21 protein-coding genes, 1 tRNA gene and 1 pseudogene are annotated in these 22,321 nt (G+C 70.6%); 11 read left to right on the top strand and 12 right to left on the bottom strand.

From position 1 onward, the window contains the following. Window positions 1–328: 328 nt before the first annotated feature. From OG758_RS40675 to OG758_RS40665, 4 genes are all read left to right on the top strand, one after another. Window positions 329–2,011 carry an AMP-binding protein gene (locus OG758_RS40675; RefSeq protein ID WP_326714460.1) on the top strand — a complete coding sequence of 561 codons (1,683 nt, stop codon included), beginning with the start codon at window positions 329–331 and terminating at the stop codon, window positions 2,009–2,011. A 290-nt stretch (window positions 2,012–2,301) separates the two neighbouring features. Continuing rightward, window positions 2,302–3,036, top strand: coding sequence for an SRPBCC family protein (locus tag OG758_RS49180; protein WP_382060247.1), 735 nt, complete (start codon window positions 2,302–2,304; stop codon window positions 3,034–3,036). A 69-nt stretch (window positions 3,037–3,105) separates the two neighbouring features. Beyond that, the gene (locus tag OG758_RS40670) at window positions 3,106–3,621 is read left to right on the top strand and encodes a DinB family protein (protein WP_326714459.1); all 516 of its coding nucleotides are present in this window, start codon (window positions 3,106–3,108) and stop codon (window positions 3,619–3,621) included. Window positions 3,622–3,686: 65 nt separating this feature from the next. After that, complete coding sequence (locus tag OG758_RS40665) at window positions 3,687–4,316, top strand: acyl-CoA-like ligand-binding transcription factor (protein WP_326714458.1); 630 nt, start codon at window positions 3,687–3,689, stop codon at window positions 4,314–4,316. 20 nt (window positions 4,317–4,336) lie between these two features. Here the strand turns inward: OG758_RS40665 and OG758_RS40660 are convergent, their stop codons facing one another. From OG758_RS40660 to OG758_RS40645, 4 genes are all read right to left on the bottom strand, one after another. After that, the gene (locus OG758_RS40660; protein ID WP_326714457.1) at window positions 4,337–4,459 is read right to left on the bottom strand and encodes a hypothetical protein; all 123 of its coding nucleotides are present in this window, start codon (window positions 4,457–4,459) and stop codon (window positions 4,337–4,339) included. Between the two features lie 337 nt (window positions 4,460–4,796). Further along, window positions 4,797–5,963 carry an RNA-guided endonuclease InsQ/TnpB family protein gene (locus tag OG758_RS40655; RefSeq protein WP_326714456.1) on the bottom strand — a complete coding sequence of 389 codons (1,167 nt, stop codon included), beginning with the start codon at window positions 5,961–5,963 and terminating at the stop codon, window positions 4,797–4,799. Between the two features lie 85 nt (window positions 5,964–6,048). Next, window positions 6,049–6,489 (bottom strand): AMP-binding protein, encoded by a 441-nt coding sequence (locus OG758_RS40650; protein WP_326714455.1) that lies wholly within the window; start codon window positions 6,487–6,489, stop codon window positions 6,049–6,051. Window positions 6,490–6,545: 56 nt separating this feature from the next. Then, the gene (locus OG758_RS40645; RefSeq protein WP_326714454.1) at window positions 6,546–9,779 is read right to left on the bottom strand and encodes a carboxyl transferase domain-containing protein; all 3,234 of its coding nucleotides are present in this window, start codon (window positions 9,777–9,779) and stop codon (window positions 6,546–6,548) included. A gap of 179 nt (window positions 9,780–9,958) precedes the next feature. Here OG758_RS40645 and OG758_RS40640 point away from each other — a divergent pair, with 179 nt between their 5' ends. From OG758_RS40640 to OG758_RS40625, 4 genes are all read left to right on the top strand, one after another. Next, a complete protein-coding gene (locus OG758_RS40640; protein ID WP_326714453.1) occupies window positions 9,959–10,609 on the top strand; it encodes a TetR/AcrR family transcriptional regulator in 651 nt (216 codons plus the stop codon). Window positions 10,610–10,715: 106 nt separating this feature from the next. Beyond that, window positions 10,716–11,273, top strand: coding sequence for a DUF6069 family protein (locus tag OG758_RS40635; RefSeq protein WP_326714452.1), 558 nt, complete (start codon window positions 10,716–10,718; stop codon window positions 11,271–11,273). Between the two features lie 58 nt (window positions 11,274–11,331). Further along, complete coding sequence (locus tag OG758_RS40630) at window positions 11,332–11,916, top strand: nucleosidase (RefSeq protein WP_326714451.1); 585 nt, start codon at window positions 11,332–11,334, stop codon at window positions 11,914–11,916. A gap of 241 nt (window positions 11,917–12,157) precedes the next feature. Next, window positions 12,158–13,030, top strand: a complete 873-nt coding sequence (locus OG758_RS40625) for a YihY/virulence factor BrkB family protein (protein ID WP_326716193.1) — start codon at window positions 12,158–12,160, stop codon at window positions 13,028–13,030. On the opposite strand, the gene OG758_RS40620 is transcribed toward OG758_RS40625, so the two are convergent. From OG758_RS40620 to OG758_RS40600, 5 genes are all read right to left on the bottom strand, one after another. Then, the gene (locus OG758_RS40620) at window positions 12,999–14,165 is read right to left on the bottom strand and encodes an alpha-hydroxy-acid oxidizing protein (RefSeq protein WP_326714450.1); all 1,167 of its coding nucleotides are present in this window, start codon (window positions 14,163–14,165) and stop codon (window positions 12,999–13,001) included. The genes OG758_RS40625 and OG758_RS40620 overlap by 32 nt on opposite strands. Before the next feature lie 155 nt (window positions 14,166–14,320). Continuing rightward, window positions 14,321–14,863 (bottom strand): TetR/AcrR family transcriptional regulator, encoded by a 543-nt coding sequence (locus OG758_RS40615; RefSeq protein WP_326714449.1) that lies wholly within the window; start codon window positions 14,861–14,863, stop codon window positions 14,321–14,323. 11 nt (window positions 14,864–14,874) lie between these two features. Further along, the gene (locus OG758_RS40610) at window positions 14,875–15,459 is read right to left on the bottom strand and encodes a sugar O-acetyltransferase (RefSeq protein WP_326714448.1); all 585 of its coding nucleotides are present in this window, start codon (window positions 15,457–15,459) and stop codon (window positions 14,875–14,877) included. Window positions 15,460–15,538: 79 nt separating this feature from the next. Beyond that, on the bottom strand, window positions 15,539–16,498 hold the full coding sequence (locus tag OG758_RS40605; RefSeq protein WP_326714447.1) for a hypothetical protein: 960 nt from the start codon (window positions 16,496–16,498) through the stop codon (window positions 15,539–15,541). Window positions 16,499–16,607: 109 nt separating this feature from the next. Continuing rightward, window positions 16,608–16,934: a dihydrofolate reductase family protein gene (locus OG758_RS40600; protein WP_326714446.1), complete on the bottom strand. Its 327-nt coding sequence runs from the start codon at window positions 16,932–16,934 to the stop codon at window positions 16,608–16,610. Window positions 16,935–17,070: 136 nt separating this feature from the next. Between OG758_RS40600 and OG758_RS40595 the strand changes: the two are divergent. After that, window positions 17,071–17,271: pseudogene (locus OG758_RS40595) on the top strand (IS5/IS1182 family transposase); the annotation flags it as partial. 456 nt (window positions 17,272–17,727) lie between these two features. Here the strand turns inward: OG758_RS40595 and OG758_RS40590 are convergent. From OG758_RS40590 to OG758_RS40580, 3 genes are all read right to left on the bottom strand, one after another. Further along, window positions 17,728–17,801, bottom strand: a tRNA-Met gene (locus OG758_RS40590). Between the two features lie 343 nt (window positions 17,802–18,144). Next, window positions 18,145–18,525 carry a hypothetical protein gene (locus tag OG758_RS40585; RefSeq protein ID WP_326714445.1) on the bottom strand — a complete coding sequence of 127 codons (381 nt, stop codon included), beginning with the start codon at window positions 18,523–18,525 and terminating at the stop codon, window positions 18,145–18,147. Between the two features lie 56 nt (window positions 18,526–18,581). Continuing rightward, window positions 18,582–18,941 (bottom strand): ATP-binding protein, encoded by a 360-nt coding sequence (locus OG758_RS40580; protein ID WP_326714444.1) that lies wholly within the window; start codon window positions 18,939–18,941, stop codon window positions 18,582–18,584. Window positions 18,942–20,071: 1,130 nt separating this feature from the next. On the opposite strand from OG758_RS40580, the gene OG758_RS40575 reads away from it, so the two are divergent. Together OG758_RS40575 and OG758_RS40570 are read left to right on the top strand one after the other, a co-directional pair. Next, a complete protein-coding gene (locus OG758_RS40575) occupies window positions 20,072–20,935 on the top strand; it encodes a helix-turn-helix domain-containing protein (protein ID WP_326714443.1) in 864 nt (287 codons plus the stop codon). 2 nt (window positions 20,936–20,937) lie between these two features. After that, window positions 20,938–21,153 carry a DUF397 domain-containing protein gene (locus tag OG758_RS40570; RefSeq protein ID WP_326714442.1) on the top strand — a complete coding sequence of 72 codons (216 nt, stop codon included), beginning with the start codon at window positions 20,938–20,940 and terminating at the stop codon, window positions 21,151–21,153. Window positions 21,154–22,321 lie beyond the last annotated feature (1,168 nt).

Genomic DNA, 22,321 nt, shown 5'->3' with positions numbered 1-22,321 from the left:
TTCGCCCCACCTCACCCGAACGAGCGACACCCGCCCCGGTCCTGCCCGCGCACACCGCCGAAGCCCGGCTCCGCCGGAACGCCTCCCGGCCGCTCCGGGCGGGGGCACGTACAAGGTGGTCGGGACGGTGCTCAAGCCGGGCCGCCTCCGGACGCTGGTGCGGGCGGCCGTCGAGGACGCGGCGGGCAGGCTGTGCGCGGAGGGCACCGCTTCGATGACGCCCAACCGGGCCCTGCTGCAGACATCTGGACACGCGCCGACGGGGACCGTAGCTTAACGAATGTTCTGACTGCACGTCCGTCGCACCCGCCGACAAGGGAGTTGCCGCGTGATCCGTCGCCGTCCGAAGGGCATGCCGGCCCGCCTCTCCTACCCGGAGGCATCCGTCGGGGACATCCTCGCCGGCTCGGCCAGGAGATACCCCGACCGGGTCGCCCTGCGCGACGGCGACGACACGCTGACCTACGCGGAACTCCACGAACAGGCGCTCCGCTTCGCACGGGGGCTGCGAGAGCACGGCATCACTGAGGGCGACGCGGTGGCGCTGCACCAGCCCAACTCCCTCTGGTTCCCGGTTACTTACTACGGGATCCTGCTGGCCGGGGCCGTCGTGGCACCCCTCAACCCCACCCTTCCCCCGGCGGCCCTGCGAGCCCAGCTGGACGAGGCGGGGGCCCGCGCGGCCGTGACGCACCCGGCCACGGCCCCCGCACTCCTCGCCGCCGGCACCGACGGACTCCAACTGGTCGCCGTCGTACCGCCGTCGGCCGTCGCGCCCGGCGATCCGGCGCACCGGGACGGCACGGTGCCGCTCGCCGAGCTGCTCACGGGCGACCCGGAGCCCGGCCCGCACGTCCCGCCCGACGCGGTCGCCCACCTGTCCTTCACGGGCGGCACGACAGGGCGCTCGAAGGCGGTCCAGGTGTTGCACCGTCATGTCGTGGCCAACTGCCTCCAGTTCACCTGCTGGCGCGCGGCCGCCGTGCCCGCGGTGGACCCCGACGGAGGCATCTTCCTCGACCCGGTGGCCGAGGCCGCCACGGAGTACACGAACCAGCCCGGACAGGGCGTCTCGATCGCCGTCGCGCCGTTCTTCCACGCGATGGGCCTGGTCGGCCAGTCGATCGGCGTACTCGCCGGACTGGCGAGCGTCCTCGCGGGCCGTTTCGACCCCGAGCGGTTCCTGGAGCTGGCCGAGAAGTTCGGAGCCACCCAGATCGCCGGGTCGCCCGCGCTCTTCCACGCCCTGCTAGCCGCCCCCGCCGCACAGGGCCGCACACTCCCCGCGGTCCGCGTGGTCAACTCGGGCGCCGCACCCATCGACACGACGACACTGCGGGCCCTGCGGACGCTGTTCCCCCGCGCGTGCGTCGTGGAGGGCTACGGACTGACCGAGGCCACCATGGGGGTCACCTCGGGGATCGTCGACCCCGACGACCCGGTCCCGATCGGGTCGGTCGGTCTGCCCGTCTTCGACACCGAGGTCGAGATCCGCGACCTCGTGCAGACCGGGAGTTGCGTGCCCGACGGCGAGACCGGCGAGCTGTGGGCCCGCGGCCCGCAGATCACCGCGGGCTACCACGGCCACCCGGAGCTGACGGCCGAGCAGTTCGTCGACGGCTGGCTGCGCACCGGCGACCTGGCGCGGTGCGACGAGCGCGGCCACGTCTACATCGTGGGCCGCGCCAAGGACATGCTCATCTACAAGGGTTACAACGTCTATCCGGGCCAGCTGGAGGAGATCCTCAGCGGTCATCCCGCGGTCGCGCAGGTCTCGGTGATCGGGGTTCCCGCAGCCGAGGCGGGCGAGATACCGGCGGCGTACGTCGTGGCCCGTCCGGATGCCTCGCCGGCCCCCGGCCCGGCTCTCGCACAGGAGCTGATGGCGCATGTGTCCGCCCGCGTCGCGCCGTACCAGCGGGTGCGCGAGGTGCGGTTCCTGGAGGCGCTGCCCACGTCGGCTGCGGGGAAGGTCCTGAAGGCGGAGCTGCGGCGGGCACACAAGGCATAGCTTTAACGAACGTTCAACACGTCCGGCGCCGGGCCTCTCGATCGGTGACGGCCCGGCCCCGCCTCCCCCACACCTCCCCCGCACCTCCCTCACGCCCGTGGTCGCCCCGAGCCGCATGACAGGCGGCGTTCCGGGCAGGCGACCACCGTACGTGCCTGCCCCATCACCCGTTCGGGCTAACCCGAGATGTCGTGGAGCCGATCCGCACGCACGTTTGGAAGGTAGAGCCCGTGGGGTGCGTACCCGTCGGCACCGCGCCGACGACCGGACGGGCGCCGGGGAGGTGCGTGATGCCAGAGATATCCGTGGACGTCCACATCAACCGATCCGTCACCGAGGTGTACGACTTCCTTTCCGACGCACGCAATCTCGAACTCTGGTTCTCGGGAGTCCACAGCGTCGCCGAGAGCGCAGAGCCCGCAGGTCCCGGCGTGGCCCACGTGTACCGCTTTCCCGGGCGCCACCGGGACCAGCTGCTCCAGTGCGTGGCGTACGTCCCGGGCGAGCACCTCGTCTTCCGTGGCGACCGGATGTGGAACTTCCTCGGCGCCCAGACGCCGATGTACTCGTTCACGCTCTCCCCGCGCCCCCGTGGCACCCTCCTGCGCCTCACGGTGCAGAGCCGCCTGGCAGGCGCCCTGACGCTGCTCGCGCCCGTGGTCGCCATGGCCTGGCGGCGCGACCTGCCGAGGGACGTGCGCCGGCTGGGTGAGCGTCTCGGCGCCCCGCACTGCCACGTCATATCCGCCCCGCGGCGGGTGCGCCTGCCTATATCGGCGTTCACCCCGGCCGCCGCGCCCACGACCGTTCCACCGGCCCTCGCGCCACCGGCCCCACCACGGCCGCAGCTCCGCCCCGAGCCCCGCTCCGAGGCCCGCCCTGGGCTCCGCCCCGAGCCCCGCTCCGAGGCCCACCTCGAGCCCCACCCAGGGCCCCACCCAGGGCCGCGTCCAGGGCCGCGTCCAGGGCCGCGTCCCGCCTCGGTCCCGGCCGCCAAGGAACGCACGCCGCGCCCCGCGGCGTGAGCCGGCCCGAAGCCGCCCGCAGGAAATTGCCGTGCGGCGGAGGCGACCCGGCCAGTAGCGTCCTCACCCATGACTCCTCCTCCTCGCATACGCCCTGCCTACGACGCCGACGAGCGAACGCAGTTGGTCGCCTGGCTGGAGATGCAGCGCGCCGTCGTCGCGTGGAAGTGCGAGGGCGTTTCCGAGAAGGACGCCCATCGCTCCGTGCTCCCCGCGTCCCCCGCCATGACCGTGGCGGGGGTCGTGTCGCATCTGCGGTGGGTCGAGCACTGCTGGTTCGAGGTCATGCTGATGGGCGGCGCGGCCGAGGGACCCCAGTTCGACGACGGGCCCGAGGACGCCGACATGCTCGTAGACGACGTCCCCCTCGACCAGCTGCTCGGCGAGTACGCGCGCCAGTACGCCCGGTCGAACGAGATCACCGCCGCGCACTCCCTCGACCAGGCGGGCCGGCACCCCGACTTCCGTGCCGGGTCGGCGAATCTGCGGTGGATCCTCCTGCACATGATCGAGGAGACCGCCCGGCACGCCGGTCACCTCGACGCGATCCGTGAGCTCCTCGACGGCGAGAAGGGCTACTTCTGACCCGGGGGTGCGATGGCCTGCGGGGCCCTGCGCGGGCGCGTCGTGCGACCTGCGAGACTGTCGCCATGCCCAGTCCGGTCCGTACGTCCGCAGCAGGCGAGGGCCTTCGTGCGAGGCGTCGCCGCGAGACCGAGCACGCGATCCACGCCGCCGCGGTACGGCTCGTCGAGGAGCTCGGCCTGGCCGGGGTGACGGTCGACATGATCAGTGCCGCGGCCGGGATCTCGCAGCGCACGTTCTTCAACTACTTTCCGAGCAAGGAGTCGGCGCTCACCATCGGCCCGCCCCCGCTGCCGGACGCGCTCCACCGGCGCCTCGCACACGGCGACCCGGCGCCCCGGGTGACGCTCACCGAACTGCTCGACGTCCTGTCCGCGCACATCACCGACGATGTCGTGCCCGACCGCGAACTCGTCCAGGCCACCTTCCGGATCGCCGACCGGCATCCCGAACTGCGGGCGGCGCTCCACGCGCGCTTCGACGCCTTCGAGGAACAGGTGAGGGAGGCGGTGGCCGAGCGGATGGCCGCCGCTCCGGCCGACCCCCGGCCCCGCCTGCTCACCGGCATCGCGCTCGCCGTGACCCGCACCGCGCTGGAGCAGTGGTCTCTGGGCACCGCCGGCGACCATGCCTCGCCCGAGCCGGACCTCCGGCAGTGCGTCGACCTGCTGCACACCCTCATGCCGAAGACCTGAGGCACGCGCCGACGCGGCCTTCAGCGGTCGTCGGCGAGCTGCTGCGCGCGGGTGCTCAGGTCCACCTTCCGAATCTTCATGGTCGTCGTCATCGGCATCTCGTCGACAATCTCGACGAGGGGAACCTTGAAGAAGGCCGCCATGCCTCCCGCAGGACGGAAGAGGCGCACGCGGCGGCCGCCCAGCGCCGCCGGGCACCGACGTCTAGCCTGCGGATCGACGAGGGAATCAGGTCGCACGAGGCGAATTCGGGCCGGTGGAGAATTTCGAGGTAGTTCTCCACGGTGCCGACCATCGTGGTGACCTTGTGCGCGTCACATGACGCGCGCCGGGCCCCAGCGGGCACGAGGACCGAAGTGCCACCCAGCATCAGGGGGTTGAGGATGCCCAGATTCTCGCCCGCGATCCAGAAGACAGGGATTTGACATGCTCCTCGGACTGAGCCCGGGGATTCTGGCCGTCCCACGGGCTGCGGTGCCGCTACGCGGCACGGCTTCCTGCTGGGGTTCCGTGGCTTCCTGTTTCTTCGCGTTGGGCCAGAACGGGTTCTGGTCTTACCTTCGCTCCGCAGGCTGTTACCGCGAGTCCGGCGGCCTGTTTCACATTCTTGGCGGCGTTGACATCCCGGTCATGCCGGGTTCCGCAGGCGGGGCAGGTCCACTCGCGTACGTTGAGCGGCATGGGCCCGTCATGGTGTCCGCAGGTCGAGCACACCTGGCTGGTGGGCTCGAACCGACCGATCTTGATAAAGGTCCGCCCGTACCGGGCCGCCTTGTATTCGAGCATGGTCACGAACTGTGACCAGCCCGCGTCATGGACGGACTTGGCCAGCTTGGTGCGCGCAAGGCCCTTGACCGACAGGTCTTCCACGGCGATCGCATGATTCTCGCGGATCAACCGGGTGGAGAGCTGATGGTGGAACTCCTTGCGCGCATCGGCGACCTGCGCATGCGCGCGGGCAACCTTGAGCCGGGCCCTGTCCCGGTTCTTCGAGCCCTTCTGTTTGCGGGACAGCTCCCGCTGGGTTTTCTTGAGTTTCTTCTCCGCCCGGCGCAGAAACCGCGGGGAGTCGAATTTCGTGCCGTCGGACAGCACCGCGAAGTGGGTCAGGCCCAGGTCGATACCGATGGCCTGCTCGGTGGCGGGCATCCGGCCGGCGTCGGCGGCCGGGTCGGTGTCGATGACAAAGCTCGCGAAATACCGGCCCGCACTGTCTTTGATCACCGTGACCGAGGACGGCACCACGCCGGTTGGGGTGATCGACCAGCGGGCGTTGGCCGTGAACCGGATCGACTGCCTCGAGTCCTTGCGCGACTTGAACCGCGGCGCACCCACCCTCGCGCCCTTACGCTCACCCTTGAGAGAGGCGAAGAACGCCCGGTAGGCGGCCTCCACATCCCGCAGGGACTGCTGGAGCACCACCGAGGACACCTCGCCCAGCCAAGACCGCTCCACGGTCCGCTTGGCCTGGGTGATCAAGGCCTGGGACAGCTCGGCGGCCTTCGGATACGGCAGATTCGCCGCGTGGGCGTCCTGTCGGGCGCGCACCGCGTCGTTGAACACGACCCGTGCGCACCCGAACGCCCGGCCCAACGCGAGGCGTTGACCCGGTTCCGGGTACAACCTGAAGGCGTACCGGAGCTGCATGAACGTCACCCTAGGTGCGCCCTCCCGGGTACCGCCCCTGAAGATCGGAACTGATCACGATCGTCCTCCTGTTTGACGCTCGTGCTCAAGTTCGGCCCATTGCGCCCGCCAATGATCGCTGGACGCGTGGGGCGGAGGCCAGGCGGGAGGCGAGCCATGATGCTCCGCACCGGCGGAAGATCGAGTTGACCGGCACGTGCACCGCGCCGAGGCGCAGGACGGCCAGGAAGGCGATCAGGAACTGGGGGCAGTTGGGCAGGTGGACGGCGACCCGGTCGCCCGCGCCGACCCCCTCGGAGGCGAGCCGTCCCGCCACGCGGCGGCTCAGCTCGTCCAGTTCGCGGTAGGTGACGGTGCGGCCCTCGAAGACGACCGCGGCTCGGTCGGGGCGCAGCCGCGCCCAGTGCGCGACGTGGTCCGGCACGGAGATCTCGCCGAGCGGGTACACGACGTCGGACGGTGTGCCGTGCGGGCGGACCCGGGCCTGGCGGGCGCGCAGACCCTCCAGGTACTCCTCAATCTTCATGCGGCTCCTCGGTTGTCGTCCCGACCTGACCTACCTGGACCTTCACCGAACCGGCGTCACCACGTGTCGACGAAGCGACGGCGCGAATGCCCCTCGGGCGGGCGCCGGTGCGGATGCGTGGGGTGCTGGGCGAACGTCGTGCTGATCCAGCGGCGGGTGTCGGCCGGATCGATCACGTCGTCGACCTCGAAGGTCGTCCCCGCGTTGAGCGCCTTGCCCCGCTCGTACTGCTCCGCGAGCAGCGCCTCGTACGTGGCCTGGCGCTCCGTCGGGTCGGCGATGGCTTCGAGTTCGCGGCGGTAGCCGAGCCGGACGGCGCCTTCGAGGCCCATCGGGCCGATCTCGCCGGTGGGCCAGGAGACCATCGCGGTGGGGGCGCGGAAGCCTCCGCCGGTCATCGCCATCGCGCCGAGGCCGTAGCCCTTGCGCAGGACTGCGGAGAAGACCGGCACGCCGAGGTGGGCTCCCGCGACGAAGAGCCGGCTGAAGTGCCGTACGGTCGCGGTCTTCTCGGCGTCCGGGCCGACCATGAACCCCGGGGTGTCGCACAGGGTGATCACGGGCAGGCCGTGGGCGTCGCAGAGTTGCAGGAAGCGGGCCATCTTGTCGGCGGCGTCGCTGTCGATGGCGCCGCCGAGATGCTGCGGGTTGTTGGCGACCAGGCCCATCGGCCGCCCCTCGACCCGTACGAGGGCGGTGATGACGCCGACGCCGAACTCGCGGCGCAGCTCCAGGACCGAGCCGGTGTCGGCGAGGAGGGTGACCGCCTCCCGGACGTCGTACGCGCGCAGCCGGTTCTCGGGGACGACGTGCCGCAGGAGGCGCTGGTCCGCGCAGTCCCAGTCGCTCAAGTCGCCCTGGAAGTACGAGAGGTACTGCTTGGCGACCGCCACGGCCTCGGCCTCGTCGTCGACCAGGATGTCGACGACGCCGTTCGGGACCTGGACCTGCATCGGTCCGACCTCCTCGGGCAGGAACTGCCCGAGCCCGCCCGCCTCGATCATCGCGGGGCCGCTCATGCCGACGGTGGCGTCGGCGGTCGCGATGACGACGTCGCAGCAGCCGAGGAGCGCGGCGTTGCCCGCGAAGCAGCGCCCGGCGACGATGCCGACCGTCGGCACCTGCCCGCTGAGGCGGGCGAGGGTGGCGAACGTGGGGACGTCGAGTCCGGCGACGGCCATCATGTCGGTGTCGCCGGGGCGCCCGCCGCCGCCCTCGGCGAAGAGCACGACCGGGATCTGCTGCCGCTCGGCGAGTTCGAGCATGCGGTCGGTCTTCTTGTGGTTGAGCATTCCCTGCGTGCCGGCGAGGACCGTGTAGTCGTACGCGAGGACGGCGCACTGGCTGCGCCGGTCGCCGAACCGGGCGCCGTTGACCTGGGCGACGCCGGTGACGATGCCGTCGGCCGGTGTGCCGGCGATCAGGTCGTCGAGGGTTCGGCGGCGGCGCTGCGCGGCGATCGCCAGGGCGCCGTACTCGGTGAAGGTGCCCGGGTCGCAGAGGTCGGCGAGGTTCTCGCGTGCGGTGCGGTGACCGGTGCGCCTGCGGCGCTCGACGGCTTGCGGCCTCGCCTCGTCGAGAGTGACGCGATGGCGCTCGACGACCTCGGCGAGGTCGGGCCTGATGACATCGAGATCGACCTCGGCCGCCGCCTCGTCGACACTCTCCTCGCCCTGCGACGGTGCGAAGACGACGAGTTCGGCGCCGGCCGGGACCACGTCCCCGACCCTCGCGCGGACCTCGCGCACCACTCCCCCGCGCGGCGCCGTCAGGACGTGTTCCATCTTCATCGCCTCGAGTACGACGAGTGGCGCGCCGGCCGCCACCTCGTCGCCCGGCTCCACACAGACGTCGACGACACTGCCCGCGGAGAGCGCGGTGAGGACCGAGCCGTGCCCCTCCTGGGAAGGGGCGGCTCCCGGTACGAGCTTGTCGAGGTGTTCGTTGACGAAGGCGGTCGTCACCGTGCCGTCCCGGAAGGCCTCGTGGCGCAGGACGGCGCGAAGGAGCGGCAGGTTCGACGGGACTCCGGAGAGGGCGAACTCGCCGAGCGCTCCGGCCGCCTTCCCTGCCGCGTCGGCGAAGTCGCCCCGGACGGTACGCGTGATCACCTTGGCGACGAGGGAGTCGTACGAGCCCTTGATCTCCAGGCCCGCGCGGCCGTGGGTGTCCACGCGCACGCCGGGGCCGCCGGGCGCCTCGAAGGCGGTCAGCGTGCCCTGCGAGGCGCGGGCCGTGCCGTCCGCGGACAGCTCTTCGAGGTTGACGCGGGTCTGGATCGCGAAACCGCGCGGCCGCGGGATGTCCTCCTGGAGGAGGCCGAGTTCGGCGAGGGTCCTGCCCTGGGCGAGGCGCAGTTGGGTGGCCACCAGGTCCACGCCGGTGAGTTCCTCGGTGATGGTGTGCTCGACCTGGAGGCGCGGGTTGGTCTCGATGAAGTAGAAGGCGTCCGGGTCGTCCGCGTCGACGAGGAACTCGAAGGTCCCGAGGCCGAGATACCGGGTCGCCGAAGCCATCGTGACCGCGGACTCGATCAGCAGGTCACGCGTGCGCTCGGGGAGCCACGGGCTGGGCGCGACCTCGATCAGTTTCTGGTTGCGGCGCTGGACCGAGCACTCCCGGTCCCACAGGTGGGTCACCTGGCCGGTGCCGTCCCCGACGACCTGGATCTCGACGTGCTTGGCGCGGGGCAGCAGTTGCTCGACGTAGACGTCGCCGTTGCCGAAGGCGCGCTCGGCCTCGGAGCGGCAGCGTTCATGGGCCCAGGCGAGGTCCGCCGCGTCGTGCACGGCGCGCATGCCGCGGCCGCCTCCCCCGGCGACCGCCTTCACCATGACGCCATCGCGCACGCCGGCGAGGAACTCCGTGGCCTGCGCGAGCGAGGTCGGGGCGCCGGTCGCCGCGAGGACGGGGACGCCGTGCCGGACGGCGAGCGCCCGTGAGCTCGCCTTGTCGCCGAAGAGGCCGAGGAGTTCCGGGGTGGGCCCCACGAAGGTCAGCCCCGCCTCGGCACACGCCTTCGCGAAGTCGGCGTTCTCGCTGAGGAACCCGTAGCCGGGATGGACCAGATCGCACCCGGCGCGCCCGGCGATCCCGATGATCTGGCGCGCGTCGAGATAGGCAGCCACGCCTTCACCCTTGAGCAGGTGGGCCTCGTCGGCGAGCCGCACATGGGCCGAGGAGCGGTCGTCCGCGGAGTGCACGGCCACGGTCCGCAGGCCGAGCGCCGACGCCGCGCGGTGGATCCGGACCGCGATCTCGCCCCGGTTGGCGATCAGCACACCTGTCATCGGACGTCTCCTCCGCGGGCCCGTGACGCGGGCCTTCTGTACGTGACGGCTTCGGGCTGTTCATGACGGTTCCGGGCGTGCCGGACCTGCCGACGCGCCGGTACGTTGACGCTGGCGTCAACGTCAATGGCGGGCCCAGTCTGCGTTGACGCCATCGTCAACGTCAATAAGCTGGGGCCATGCCGATCGCGAGAAACTCCTGGACCGTGCGCGACAAGCTGGACCGCCAGGACAGCGCCACCCGCGCCCGGCTGCTCACCGCGGCCCGCACGGTCTTCGAGCAGCGGGGCTACGCGCGCACGACGATCGCCGACATCACGGCGCAGGCCGACGTCGGCCGCGCCACGTTCTACGTCTACTTCGCCTCCAAGCAGGACGTCTTCGCCGTGCTCGCCGCCGATCTGCGCGACCGGTTCCTCGCGGCGCAGGAAGCGGCGGACCCCGAGGCCGAGGACCCGTACCTGCTCGCCGAGCGGACCAACGCGGCCTTCCTGGACGCCTACGTGGACAACCTCGCGTTCATGACCGTGCTCGAACACCAGTCGCTCACGGACCCGGCGATGCGCGTGCTCCGCGACGAGATCAGCGACCGCCCCCGCGGGCGCACCACGCGCTACATCGCCCGTCTGGTACGCCAGGGCCTGGCAGAGCCCGCCGGTTCGCCGGAGTCCGTGGCCACCGCCGCGGCCGGTATGGTCGCGGGCTTCGCCCGGGCCGTGGCCGCCGACCCGGCCTGCCGGGACCGGGCGGTCGCCGACCTGACGGCGATGTATCTGCGGCTGCTCGGCCTCACGCCCCGCGCAGGCGCCCCGGCCCCCGGCCGCGACTGACCCCACCACTCCTCCGGCCCGTCCATTCGGCCCACGCCCGCTCGCGCCACGCCGCCGCCCCTGTGTTGGCTTGAGCCAGGCATCCGGACGAAGGGGGACGTTCCTCGTGGAGACACCGCATACGCCCTATGGCCAGGACCCCGGCTACGGGCAGGATCCGCGCCAGCTCTACGGGCCTGACCCGGCGCACCCCTCCTACCCCGCGTACGGGACGTACGTCGACAGCCCACCGCCTCCGCCCCCGCAGCCGCGCGTCGACGCCCGCAAGATCTGGTCCGGCGGCCTGATGACCGCGCTCGTCGCCGCGCTGACCGCGGTGGCCGGTGTGCTCCTCGTCCGCGGTGTCCTCGGCGTCGCCGTGTTCGCGCCGGAGCGCGACGGCGCGATGGGGGACGCGTCCACCGGCCTACTCGCGGGCGGCGCCGCCGTCGCGGCCCTCGTCGCGACGCTGCTTGTGCATCTCCTGTGCCTGGGCACACCGCAGCCCGGGCGGTTCTTCGCCTGGATCGTCACGCTGGCGACGCTCGTCATGGTGCTGCTGCCCTTCACCACGTCGGTGCCCCTCGTGACCAAGGTGGGCACGGCCGCCGTCTACCTCGCCGTCGGACTCACCATCGGGATGCTCCTGACCCCTGTGGCGCGCGGCGCGGTTCGCAGCCGCTGACCACACGTTCCATGCCCCGGCTGCGAGTGGGCGACCGCCTCGCGGCTACCGTTGCGGCATGGAACTCATAGGTGAGATCACCGCCGGCCGCCCCCTGCTCGTGCTGGCCGTGAAGGAAGAGGCGCAGTTCCTCGACACGGATCTCCCCGTCCTGCTCACCGGCATGGGCAAGGTCAACGCGGCGACCGCGCTGGCCACCGTCCTGGCCCGCGGCCCGCACCCCTCGGGCATCGTGAACCTGGGCACGGCGGGTGCGCTGCGCCCCGGCTGGACGGGCACCCACGTCATCGGTTCCGTGATCCAGCACGACCTGGACAACGCCGTGCTCGCCTCGCTCACGGGCGAGATCTACGGTGCGCCGATCGACCTGCCCGACCACGGCGGGCCCGTCCTCGCGACCGGCGACTCGTTCATCTCCGACGAGGAGGCCCGCGCCCGCCTGGCCGCGCACGCCCCGCTCGTCGACATGGAGGGCTACGCTCTCGCGTCCGCCGCCCAGCAGGCCGGTGTTCCGCTGCGCATCGTCAAGCACGTCAGCGACGAGGCGGGCGACGGCGCGGCCAGGACATGGCGCGAGACGGTCGCCGACTGCGCACGCGTCCTCGCCGACTGGACCGCGCGGAACGTCCCCGTACGCACCTGATCCACGACTCCCCCGGCAGGCTGCGGGGCCGGCGATGAGATGATCGCGGGCCATGTCCCGCGCGCGCCGACACTCCCGCCGAGGCCGTCGGGCGCCCTCCGACCGAGACGAGCACGCCTTGGGAACCCGGCCGACGGACCAGGTCACCCGAACCGTCCCCTCCCCCGCCACGCCCTCCTCCGCCGGCGAAGGCGACAACGACCACGGAGACGGAGACGGCCCCGTGCCGGACGACCGGTCGATGTCCGGGCCCCGGCTGTGGGCGGCGCTGCGTCGCACGCCGGTGTCGATGTGGAACGACGACGTGTCGGACTGGGCCGCGGCGTTGACGTACTACGCGATCCTCGCCCTGCTGCCCGCCATGCTCGTGACCGTCTCGCTCATCGGTCTGGTCAGCCCGGCGACGACGGACGCCCTGATCGCGCATGTGACGGCCTGGGCGCCCGCCGAGTCGGGCGCCGCCCTGCACGGGGTGCTGCGCCACATGGCACACGAGCGTTCCGCGGCGCTCACCGTGACGATCGCGGGCGCCGTCAGCGCCCTGTGGTCGGCGTCGAGTTACTCGGCGGTGTTCCGCCGGGCCCTGCACACGCTGCACGGCGTCCGCGACACCAGACCCGTGTGGCGCAAGGCCCACCGCATCCTGCTGACCGCCTGCACCCTGCTCGCGCTCCTCGTGGCCAGCGCGCTCGTCCTCGTGCTCAGCGGATCACTCGCCCAGTCCCTCGGGCACTGGCTCGGGCTCGGCGACACGGTCGCCGCGGCCTGGAACGTCCTCAAGTGGCCTGCCCTGCTGTGCCTGGTGGCGCTGCTCGTCCTCGTCCTGTTCCGCTCGGGGCCGCCCGCCGCCCGAGGGTGGCGGCACGGCCTGCCGGGTGGCCTGCTGGCCGCGGTGATCTGGCTCGTCGCGTCGGCCGGCTTCACTTTCTACGCCTCGCAGTTCGGCACCTACAGCAGGCTCTACGGCTCCCTGGCGGGGGGCGTCGTGTTCCTCGTCTGGCTGTGGGTGTCGAACCTGGCGCTGCTGGCCGGGGCCCAGTTCGGCGTCGAGCTGAACCGGGCCGCGCCCCACGCGCCCGAGGTCAGCGCCGACGACGCAGCGCCTGCGGAGTGAGGTCGGCGAGCGTCGGGTAGCCGTCCACGGCCATGATCAGGTCGGTCTCCGCGAGCAGGGACCTCAGCACGTGGACGATCCCGTCGACGCCGCCGAGGGCGAGGCCGTAGGCATAGGGGCGGCCGATGCCGACCGCCGTCGCGCCGAGGGCGAGCGCCTTGACCACATCGGCTCCGGAGCGCACGCCCGAGTCGAACAGGACGGGCAGACCGTCGGCGGCCTCCACCACGTCGGGCAGGGCGTCGATGGCGGCGAGTCCTCCGTTGGCCTGCCGTCCGCCGTGGTTCGAGCAGTAGACGCCGTCGACGCCACCGTCCTTGGCGCGTCGTACGTCCTCGGGGTGGCACAGGCCCTTGACGATCAGCGGAAGGCTGGTGAGCGAGCGCAGCCAGGGGAGGTCGTCCCACGTCAGGGGGTTGCCGAAGACGCTCGCGAACTGCATGACGACGGCCTGTGTGTCATCGGCGCGGCCCTGCGGGAGCCGGGAGCGGAAGACCGGGTCGGAGGTGTAGTTGCTGAGGCAGTGGCCGCGCAACTGGGGGAAGTTGCCGGTGGACAGGTCGCGGGGCCGCCAGCCGGTGACCCAGGTGTCCATGGTAACGACGATCCCCTTGAAGCCGGCCGCCTCCGCGCGGCTGACGAGGCTCTCGGCGAGGTCGCGGTCGGTCGGCGTGTAGAGCTGGAAGAAGCCGGGGGTGTCGCCGAACTCCTTGGCCACGTCCTCCATGGGGTCCGCGGACAGGGTGGAGGCCACCATCGGAACTCCCGTGCGCGCGGCGGCCCGTGCCGTCGCCAGGTCCCCGTGCCCGTCCTGCCCGCAGAGCCCGATCACGCCGACGGGGCACATGAACAGCGGGCTGTCGAGCTTCAGCCCGAAGAGGTCGACGCTCAGGTCCCGCTTGCTCGCCCCGACGAACATGCGGGGCACGAGCCCCCACTGTTCGAACGCAGTGACGTTCTCGCGCTGGGTGAACTCGTCGCCCGCGCCACCCGCGACGTACGACCACACGGACGGCGCGAGCGCCTCACTGGCCCGCTGCTCCAGTTCCGCGAAGGCCATGGGCAGCTCGGGGACGACGCCCCCGAGCGCGTTGAAGTAGATCTCGTGCTGGTAGTCACCGAACTGCTGCGTCATCGCGGCCACCCTCCTCGTCGAACGCCACCGTGTCCTGGCGGTGGCGATCAGACACTAGTGCGCAGGCCGGCGGATGGGAGCCCGTGGGGTGCGAGGTCAGGTCCGCACCCCACGGGCGGCTCGGGGCCGGCTACGCACCGAGGGCCGGCCGGAGATCAGCCGGAGGTCATGCGCCGCACGGCCGCCCGAGTGAGTTCGCGGCTCTGCGGGGCGGCGTCGAGGGAGCGGTGCAGGACCAACCCCTCGATCAGCGCGTCCAGTTGGCGGGCGGTCTCCGCGTCGAAGTGCCGCTCCAGGAGGTCGCGGCTGCGGGCCATCCAGGCGTGGGTGAGTTCGCGGTACTCGTCGCGGCGGGCGGCGAGGGCGTAGAGCTCGTGGGTGAGGACGAGATCGCGACGTGAACCCGCGGACAGCGCGTGGATGAGGTCGGTGACGGCTTCGCGGGCCCGCTCGGGGGTGCCGACATCGGCCAGGTGCCGCTCGAACACGGCCACGATCTCGTCGGCGAACCGGGTGAAGGCCTCGCGCAGCAGGTCGTCGATGCCGGCGAAGTGGTAGGTCATCGAGCCGAGCGGCACGTCGGCGCGTACGGCGATCCTGCGGTGGGAGACCCCGGCGACGCCCTCTTCGGCGATGTGGTCGAGGGTGGCGGCGAGGATGCGCTCGCGGCGCTGCGGGTCCGTGCGTCCGGTGGCCATGGGGACGCGGGTCAGAGGGTGCGGACGGGGCGGGCGGGGTTGCCGACGGCCACGACGTTCGCCGGAATGTCCTTGGTGACGACAGCCCCGGCGCCGATGACGGAGTTGTCCCCGATGCTCACTCCCGGGCACACGATGACCCCGCCGCCGAGCCAGACGTTGTCGCCGATGGTGATGGGCAGCGCGGCTTCCAGCTTGTCGCGCCGGGGCTGCGGCTCCACCGGGTGGGTGGGGGTGAGGAGTTGGACGTTGGGGCCGATCTGGCAGTCCTCGCCGATGGTGATCCGGGCGACGTCGAGCGCGGTGAGGTGGTAGTTGACGAAGGTGCGGGCGCCGATGGTGATGTTGCTGCCGTAGTCGACGTACAGCGGCGGCCGCACCTCGACGTCCTCGCCCACGGACTCGAGGAGGTCGGCCAGGATCGGCCGGGCCTTGTCGGCGTCCTCGATGAAGGCGTCCTGGTAGCGGGCGGCCAGCCGCATCGCCCGCCGCTGACGCCGGGCGATCTCCGGATCGTCGGCGAGGTAGAGGTCACCCGCGAGCATGCGCTCCAGGTTCGTCCGCGGGTCGTCGGCGAAGTAGTCCGTCGTCGTCATGCGTACGATCGTACACTCTGGAATGTACGAACGTACGCTCGCGCTCGGCGCGCCACTGGGCGCACAGTGCTCGGCCCGGCTATCCCGGCTGCCGCATCAGCATGTCCCGGACCGCGATGCCGTAGTGCGCGCGCAGCCGGTGCAGTTCCCACAGGCCGACCGCGGTCACCGAGACCGGGGCGCCGAGCACGAGCAGCACCCGGAGCGGGCCCGGCACGCCCGCGTAGGCGCCGGTGAACAGGTCGACGAGCGTCATCTCCCAGACCAGCGTCATCGCCAGCAGCGGCGGTACGGTCTCGTGGATGTCCGCGGTACGGAAGACGTGTACGAGTGCCAGGCCGATGCCCCAGAACATGAAGGGCACCACCCACAGGAACGTCAGGATCGTCGTGCCGTAGGTGACGACGGCCATCGCCGGGCTGGTGGCGAACCGGCCGTCGACGAAGCCGGAGAGCACGGCGGCCGGGAACACGCCGACCGCGGCCACGATGGCCACGATCGCGCCGAAACACCTGGCGGCCCGGCGCAGCAGTTCACGGCGGGCGGAGGGCGCGGCGAGGGCGAGCAGGACGCCGACGGCGACGGGGAAGGTCACCGACAGCATCAGGACGCTGTTCCAGGACTGACTCAGCCGGTCGTCGGCGATGTCACCCACCGACTGGGCGACCTTGTACGCCACTGACATCCACACCACCGCGCCCAGGCCGACCAGCGTGCGGATCTTCTGGACGCGGGCGACGAGGGCGTCGTGGACCATGCCGGGGCGGGACGGCTTGAACACCCTGCGGGCGGTGTGGATGGGGCCGATCCTCAGCCACAGCCGGCGGAAGGGGCCGGGCGGTACCGGCGGGCCGGGGCGCGGCGGGTACGGCTGAGGCCCGTAGGGGTGCGGGATCCGCGGCGGGTAACCGCCGTTGGGCGGCGGAGGCGGGTACGGGCCCTGAGGCGGCGGAGGCGGGTACGGGCCGGGCTGGGGCGGGTGCCCTGCCCCAGCCCGCGGGTCATAGGGCGGCTGCCCGCCCGGGTTCCAGGCGTTCATGTGTCTCCCCCGAGGTGTGACTGATGCGACACGAACGGCAACAGAATAGAGGCGCCGCACCCTGAGAACCCCTGTCGGGCGACGCGGCGGCGGTATCGATGCCGGCGGTTCAACCGGCGGCGGCCGGGCGGTAGCGCACGTTCACCACGAGCGACGGATCGCTGCCGTTGACCAGGCCGAGCCGGACCGGCGAGCCGCCCGGGTTGTCGAACAGGCGGATCCCGTCGCCGAGCAGGACCGGCGCGATGTGCAGGTCGATCTCGTCGACGATCCCGCGCTCCAGGAGCTGACGGCCGATCGAGGGTGACAGGACCTCAAGGTTCTTGCCCCCGGCAGCGTCCAGAGCGATCCGGACCGCCTCGGCCACATCGCAGTTGAGGAACGTCACGCCGCCGGCGGGCTTCAGGTCCTCGGGACGGTGGGTGAGGACGAACACGGGCCCCTGCCACTGGCCGCCGTAGGTCGCGCTCGCGTCGGGGTAGGCGTCCCAGCCGTCCCGGCCTCTAGACCCGGCGCGAACCCGGAACTCATCGCCGCCGCCCGGCCCATGCCGCTTCCGCAGTCCGTGACGGGGAAGGGAATTGCGCCAAAGCCGCGCGGGAGGTCGCCCCCCAGCTTTCGACAGTGAGGGATACGCGCAGTGCACTACGGTCGAGCGGTGTATCGCACGCCTCAAGCAGTGGCGCGACCTCGCCCTGCGAACAGACAAGCCGGCCAACGCCCACGAGGCCGCTCGTCAACTCGCCGCCATCCTGATCTGGGCCCGGCCCTGAGCACTGCTCTGGGGCGTTACAGGTCGGCTGTTCAGTCGCTCAAAGCGAGCCGCACGCCGAAGATGGCGATGACGGTCCCGGTGATCCGGTCCAGCAGGCGACGCGCCTGGGTCTTGCGTAGCCAGCGGTGTGGCCGAAGGCTGCCTGCATAACGCTTCGAAGGGGCACCGTGCCCGCGCTACCGGTCCCCGTCCCCGCATCCAGCATCTGCGTGCCCAGCCTGCGCGCGGCGTCAACTCGACCAGGACGATGCCTTCGCCGACGTCGACTTGATCGCTCGGTGTGTGCTGCTCATGACCGTCGGCGCCGAGGCCGCAACCGACGCTGACCTTCAGCGAGAGCGCCGTAGCCCAGCCGGAGAGACATCGAGCTCTTTCTCATCGGGGGCGCGACCCACGTGGACCTCTACACCGCAGGGCCCGGATCCGTGAGGATCCGGGCCCTGCGGTAATGCAGTAGCGGGGACAGGATTTGAACCTGCGACCTCTGGGTTATGAGCCCAGCGAGCTACCGAGCTGCTCAACCCCGCGTCGGTAAGCACGACCCTACGCCATGGCCTCGGGTACGTTGACCAGTTCTTGTTGCGGGCAACCACCGTGGCCGTCCGTCGAGTTCCACACCGCAGGCCGGGCCCGCTCGACACCTGAGACGCGTACTCGAATCCATCCGTCAGCCTGTAGGTCTGCGAGGGCGCTGGGCATCCGCGGTGATGGATTCCTCCGTGATCCGTTGAGGCAGTTGTGGAACGGTCCGCCAATGAGGTGCTCGGGTACTGGCGTTGGGCCCTGCCCGATGGCCGGGACCGAGGTCATTCGGGCCACCGGACAGAGATCTATGGGGTGTCGCCGCGAGGACGGCACCGCAGGGCATGCCTCATGACGCGCTATCACCGTTGAGGGCGAAGGCGCCGGGTGTAGCTGCCAGGACGAACTGGACGCTGCCGTCGCAGACGACGAGCGAGTAGGTGATCCCGCGAGCGAGCTGTCCGCTTGCCCGTTGGTGCTCGGCGTGGTCTTGGATCCATGCCCGCGCCGGTCGGGCCAGTTGATTATCGAGCTGGTCGGCAACGTGTCCGGCTCGCCATCCGATCCAGGCCAGCGCCTGCTCAGGTGTCCAGCATGCCTGTCCGCCCAGCCAGAGCATGCGGCCGTCACGAAGGTGAGCGGCAGCATCGCACCAGAAGGAACCGCGCACTGGCGCTTGGCGAGTTTCCCCGTCATGGATCTTCTGCGATGGGGCCTGGTCCACGAACATGGTCAGGTCCGGCCCTGGTACGTCGAAGGCAGGTGCGTGGGGAGCTTCCCGCGCTGTCACAGCGCGCCTGCCGTCCGCTCGGGAAGAGTGACCGCGGCCTCAACTTGGGTCCCGTCGGCGAGTGGTGTGGACTCCCATCGGGTGGCAAGGGCCTCGACGAGGGCCAGGCCTCGTCCGTGTTCCTCCTCGGGGCGCGCCGTTCGTGCGACGGGTTTTCCGGACAGTCCCTGGTCGGTGACGGTCACGATGGCCTCAGTGGCGGTGACGGACACAGTGATCTCGATGGTCCGACTCGCTGTGTGGACCACGGCGTTGGTGACGAGCTCACTGACGATGAGCCGCAGAGCCTCGACGATGTCATCGTCGATCTGCCACTCCCGCAGAGCATCGACCGTATGCGCGCGGGCGAGGGCCACGCTGGACCGCGACGCCCCGGGCAAGGCCACCGTGCGCCGGCGCGGAGGACAAGTGCCGGCTGTGGGGTGAGCTGTGTGCAGGCCTTGCGGAGGGACCGGTTCGAGGTCACGGCCCGGGACTTGCGCGGTGGAGTCGTAGCGCGCAGAAGGAGTCGGTTTCATGTGAGGCGCGCCCCTCCCGAGCATGTCGCTCGCGCGAAGGCGAGCCAAGGCGACTCCAACGTGACCAGTGGCGTAGTGACGGCCTCGCACAACACATCACTGTCGGTGGTGGCCGGCCTCCCGGGACCTGGGGCGCAGATGCACGTGCGACCGTCCGCGTGGCGGCGGCTGGCGGCCGTGAACTCCGGTGCAGGGCACCGCATCACGGCGTCCTCAACGCAGTTTGCGCCCGGCAGCGCAGGCCAAGTAGCTCCCGTACCCGCGGCGACGACGAACTCTGCCGTGGAGCGGGCGCGGTTGGCCAGGATAGGTCCCAGCAGTGTTCCGCTCGCCTCAAGAACAGCCAGAGCCGCAACAGCCACGGTGCCGCTGACGCGTAACACCTCCGCACCGGTGATCCGGACAATGCCACAACGGCCCAACAACCAGGCCCGTTGAAGCCCCTCCCCCGGTTCGGCGCCGGGCATCCAACTCTCGGCGAACCCGCGGGCCGTGAAGCTCATTGGCCGCCCCCCGTGTTCGCATGGTCGCGGCAGACCTTCACCTGCCATCCGAGGCGGCTTTCCCCGTTTGGACCGCTGGCGGTGTACGCAAGGCCGCCGTCGCGCAGTCCTTTGGTCGAGCTGCATCGGGCGCATGCCTTGCCGTGCAGTCGTTGCGACTCGTCGGGGGTCATGCGTAACAGGTCATGTACCTGGGCGCGGATATCTGCCGCAGCCGGTCGTTTCGCGGACATTAGCCATCCCTTCGATGATCAACTCAACGCGATCACATCACTACATCCCGTAGTGCAATCCCGTTTAGAATCCTCCATGCAATCCCATGAGACAAGCCCAACCATCAAATCCGCCCCTCCCGAGGGGCGTTGGAAGGAGGGAGACAAGGGCATGCCTAACGGCCCGTCGCGCGATGAGGCAGACTTGCAACCAGCAAGCCCACGACAACGACGAAGGCGGGGAGGGGGAAGGGTGAGCGACCCGAACGGACCGACAGTTCGCCGACGACGGCTCGGCAGTGAACTACGACGGCTGCGCGAGCATGCAGGACTCGACCAGGCTGCCGCGGCCGCCCATCTGGAGTGCTCCACCTCCAAGATTTCACGGCTGGAGACGGGCCAAGGACTCGCCAAAGCGATGGAGGTCCGTAGTCTCCTAGACCTCTTCAACGTGACTGACGATGCCGCACGGGCCAAGATCCTCAAACTGCACAAGACAGCGGCAGAGGTCGGCTGGTGGGAACAAGCGGAGTACGAAGAGGTACTACCCAGCGGACTGGGTGTGTTCGTCGGGCTGGAGTACGACGCCCGGTCAGTACAGACTTGGGAGCTCGGGTTCGTACCTGGCCTTCTGCAGACAGAGGACTACGCGCGAGCCGTCTTGGCTTCGCTGCCGCTTCGGTCGCCGGATGAAGTAGACCGGCTCGTGAAGGTCCGGATGCAGCGCCAGCAGCGCCTGACCCGGGACACCGACCCTCTGGAACTATGGGCCGTGGTCGATGAATCCGTGCTCCGCCGGCCCATCGGTGGCCCAGACGTTCTCCGCGCTCAGCTCAAGGCACTCGCGCAGTCATCAGCGCAGCCGAACATCACAGTGCAGGTATATCCGGCGAGCAAGGACGTACACCCCGGACTCCGGGGCTCTTTCTCCCTGCTGGAGTTCGGCCAAGCCGACCCCCGCATCGGCTACGTAGACAGCCCCAGCGGGAACGCCTTCCTTGAGAAGGACAAGCAAGTTCGCGGCTTGGTCTCGACGTTCGATCGCCTACGAGCAGGCGCAGTTGACCCTGAGGAGTCCGCGGCACTCCTACATGACTTGGCCGCAAAGGAGAACTGATCATGACCCGCCCCACCCCGCCCCAGTGCAACCCTGAAGAGCTCGCCTGGTGGAAGGCCTCGGCCAGCAGTGAAAACGGCGCCTGCGTAGAAGTCGCGCGTGCTCCCGAGAGCTGGGTGGCCGTGCGGGACTCCAAGGACCTCGAAATGGGTCTGACGATGACCACCAACCGCGCCTGGGCCAGCTTCATCAAGGGCCTGACCACCGGCAGCCTCTGACGCCAGAACCACCCCCCAGGACCCCGGCCCAGTCGCTGGGGTCCTCTGCGCTGTCCCCGCAAGAAACACCTTGCACCAGCATCCTGAAGAAGGCCGCCGGGGCAGGAAGCTCCGTAATGCGTGTCGAGGCCCACACGTAATTCGCGACGTACACGATCGACGGCACTCCCGTCGACGCACCGGGCACCCGCGGGCTGCACAGCTGCTCCATCTCGTCCCAGTCGATGACCCCGCCGACTTTGATCCTGCGGACGATGACCTCGGTGAGGGACACGGTTCCTGGCGGCAGAAACAGCTCGCTCCCCCGGGACAGGCCGTGCTCATGAGTCGGCCCTGGAGTCGTCGTCCTGGTGGAAGAAAGCGCGACTGAGACGCTCGAAAATGAAGGGACACTCCACGCCAGTAGGGAAGACACGTCGAACCGCGGCTCCCCCGACTCTTCCTAGAATCGGCCGATGGCCTGCTGCACGGCGAGCGCCGTGGCCACCGTCAGCCGCCCCGCCTGGATCTCCGTCCAGGCAGCCCGTGGTGCACCCCGCATCCGTCCCCCTTCCCGCGGCGGCCCGTCTCATCGGGCCGCGAGCGCGAAGGCCCCCGGCCGACGCGCAACAAGACAGAACGCGGCTCCGACCCCGAGCACGCACGCGCCGACCTGGTCCTGCCGTCTGCTCTTTCTCTCCTTCTTCTTCTTCTTCCCCACCTGTTGCCAGGCCGGAGTGTGCGTGAGAGGGGTTGTCGGCAAGACTGGTACGCCCGTACCGGCAGGCCTGACCTGCCGTTTTCCTCTTTCAAGCGGTGGAGGGTGCACTAGGGGCTTTGAGGCCCCCCTTGCGGGTGACTTTGCGAGTGGCTTTGAGGGTTAGTTTGTCGGCGATGCCGGTGCCGATGACCGCGGGTGCCCGGTCGGCTCGTCACAGGCGTTGCGCCTCCCTCGCCCGGGCACTACGGCTCCATGGCGAGCGGCTCGATCAACACCTTCACCGGCTTCTGGCCGGTCGCCTGATCGCCGTCGCTTTCCATCCAACTAAGCTGCCGGTGACGGGCAGTGGGGTAGTTCATCTTGTTTGCAGACCGTTACAGGGCCAGCGGTGAAGGTCAGTCCAGGGGCTGAGGACTGCCCCCGCGATCTGCGTTCCGCCACGTCCGGTCCCACGGTCCACGCTCGTAT

Origin of the sequence: Streptomyces sp. NBC_01474 (assembly GCF_035918215.1) — a bacterium.
In the GTDB taxonomy this organism is placed as follows: Bacteria; Actinomycetota; Actinomycetes; order Streptomycetales; family Streptomycetaceae; genus Streptomyces; species Streptomyces aureus.
The sequence above is the reverse complement of the archived record's forward strand: the minus strand, read 5'-3'. Positions and strand labels throughout refer to the sequence as shown.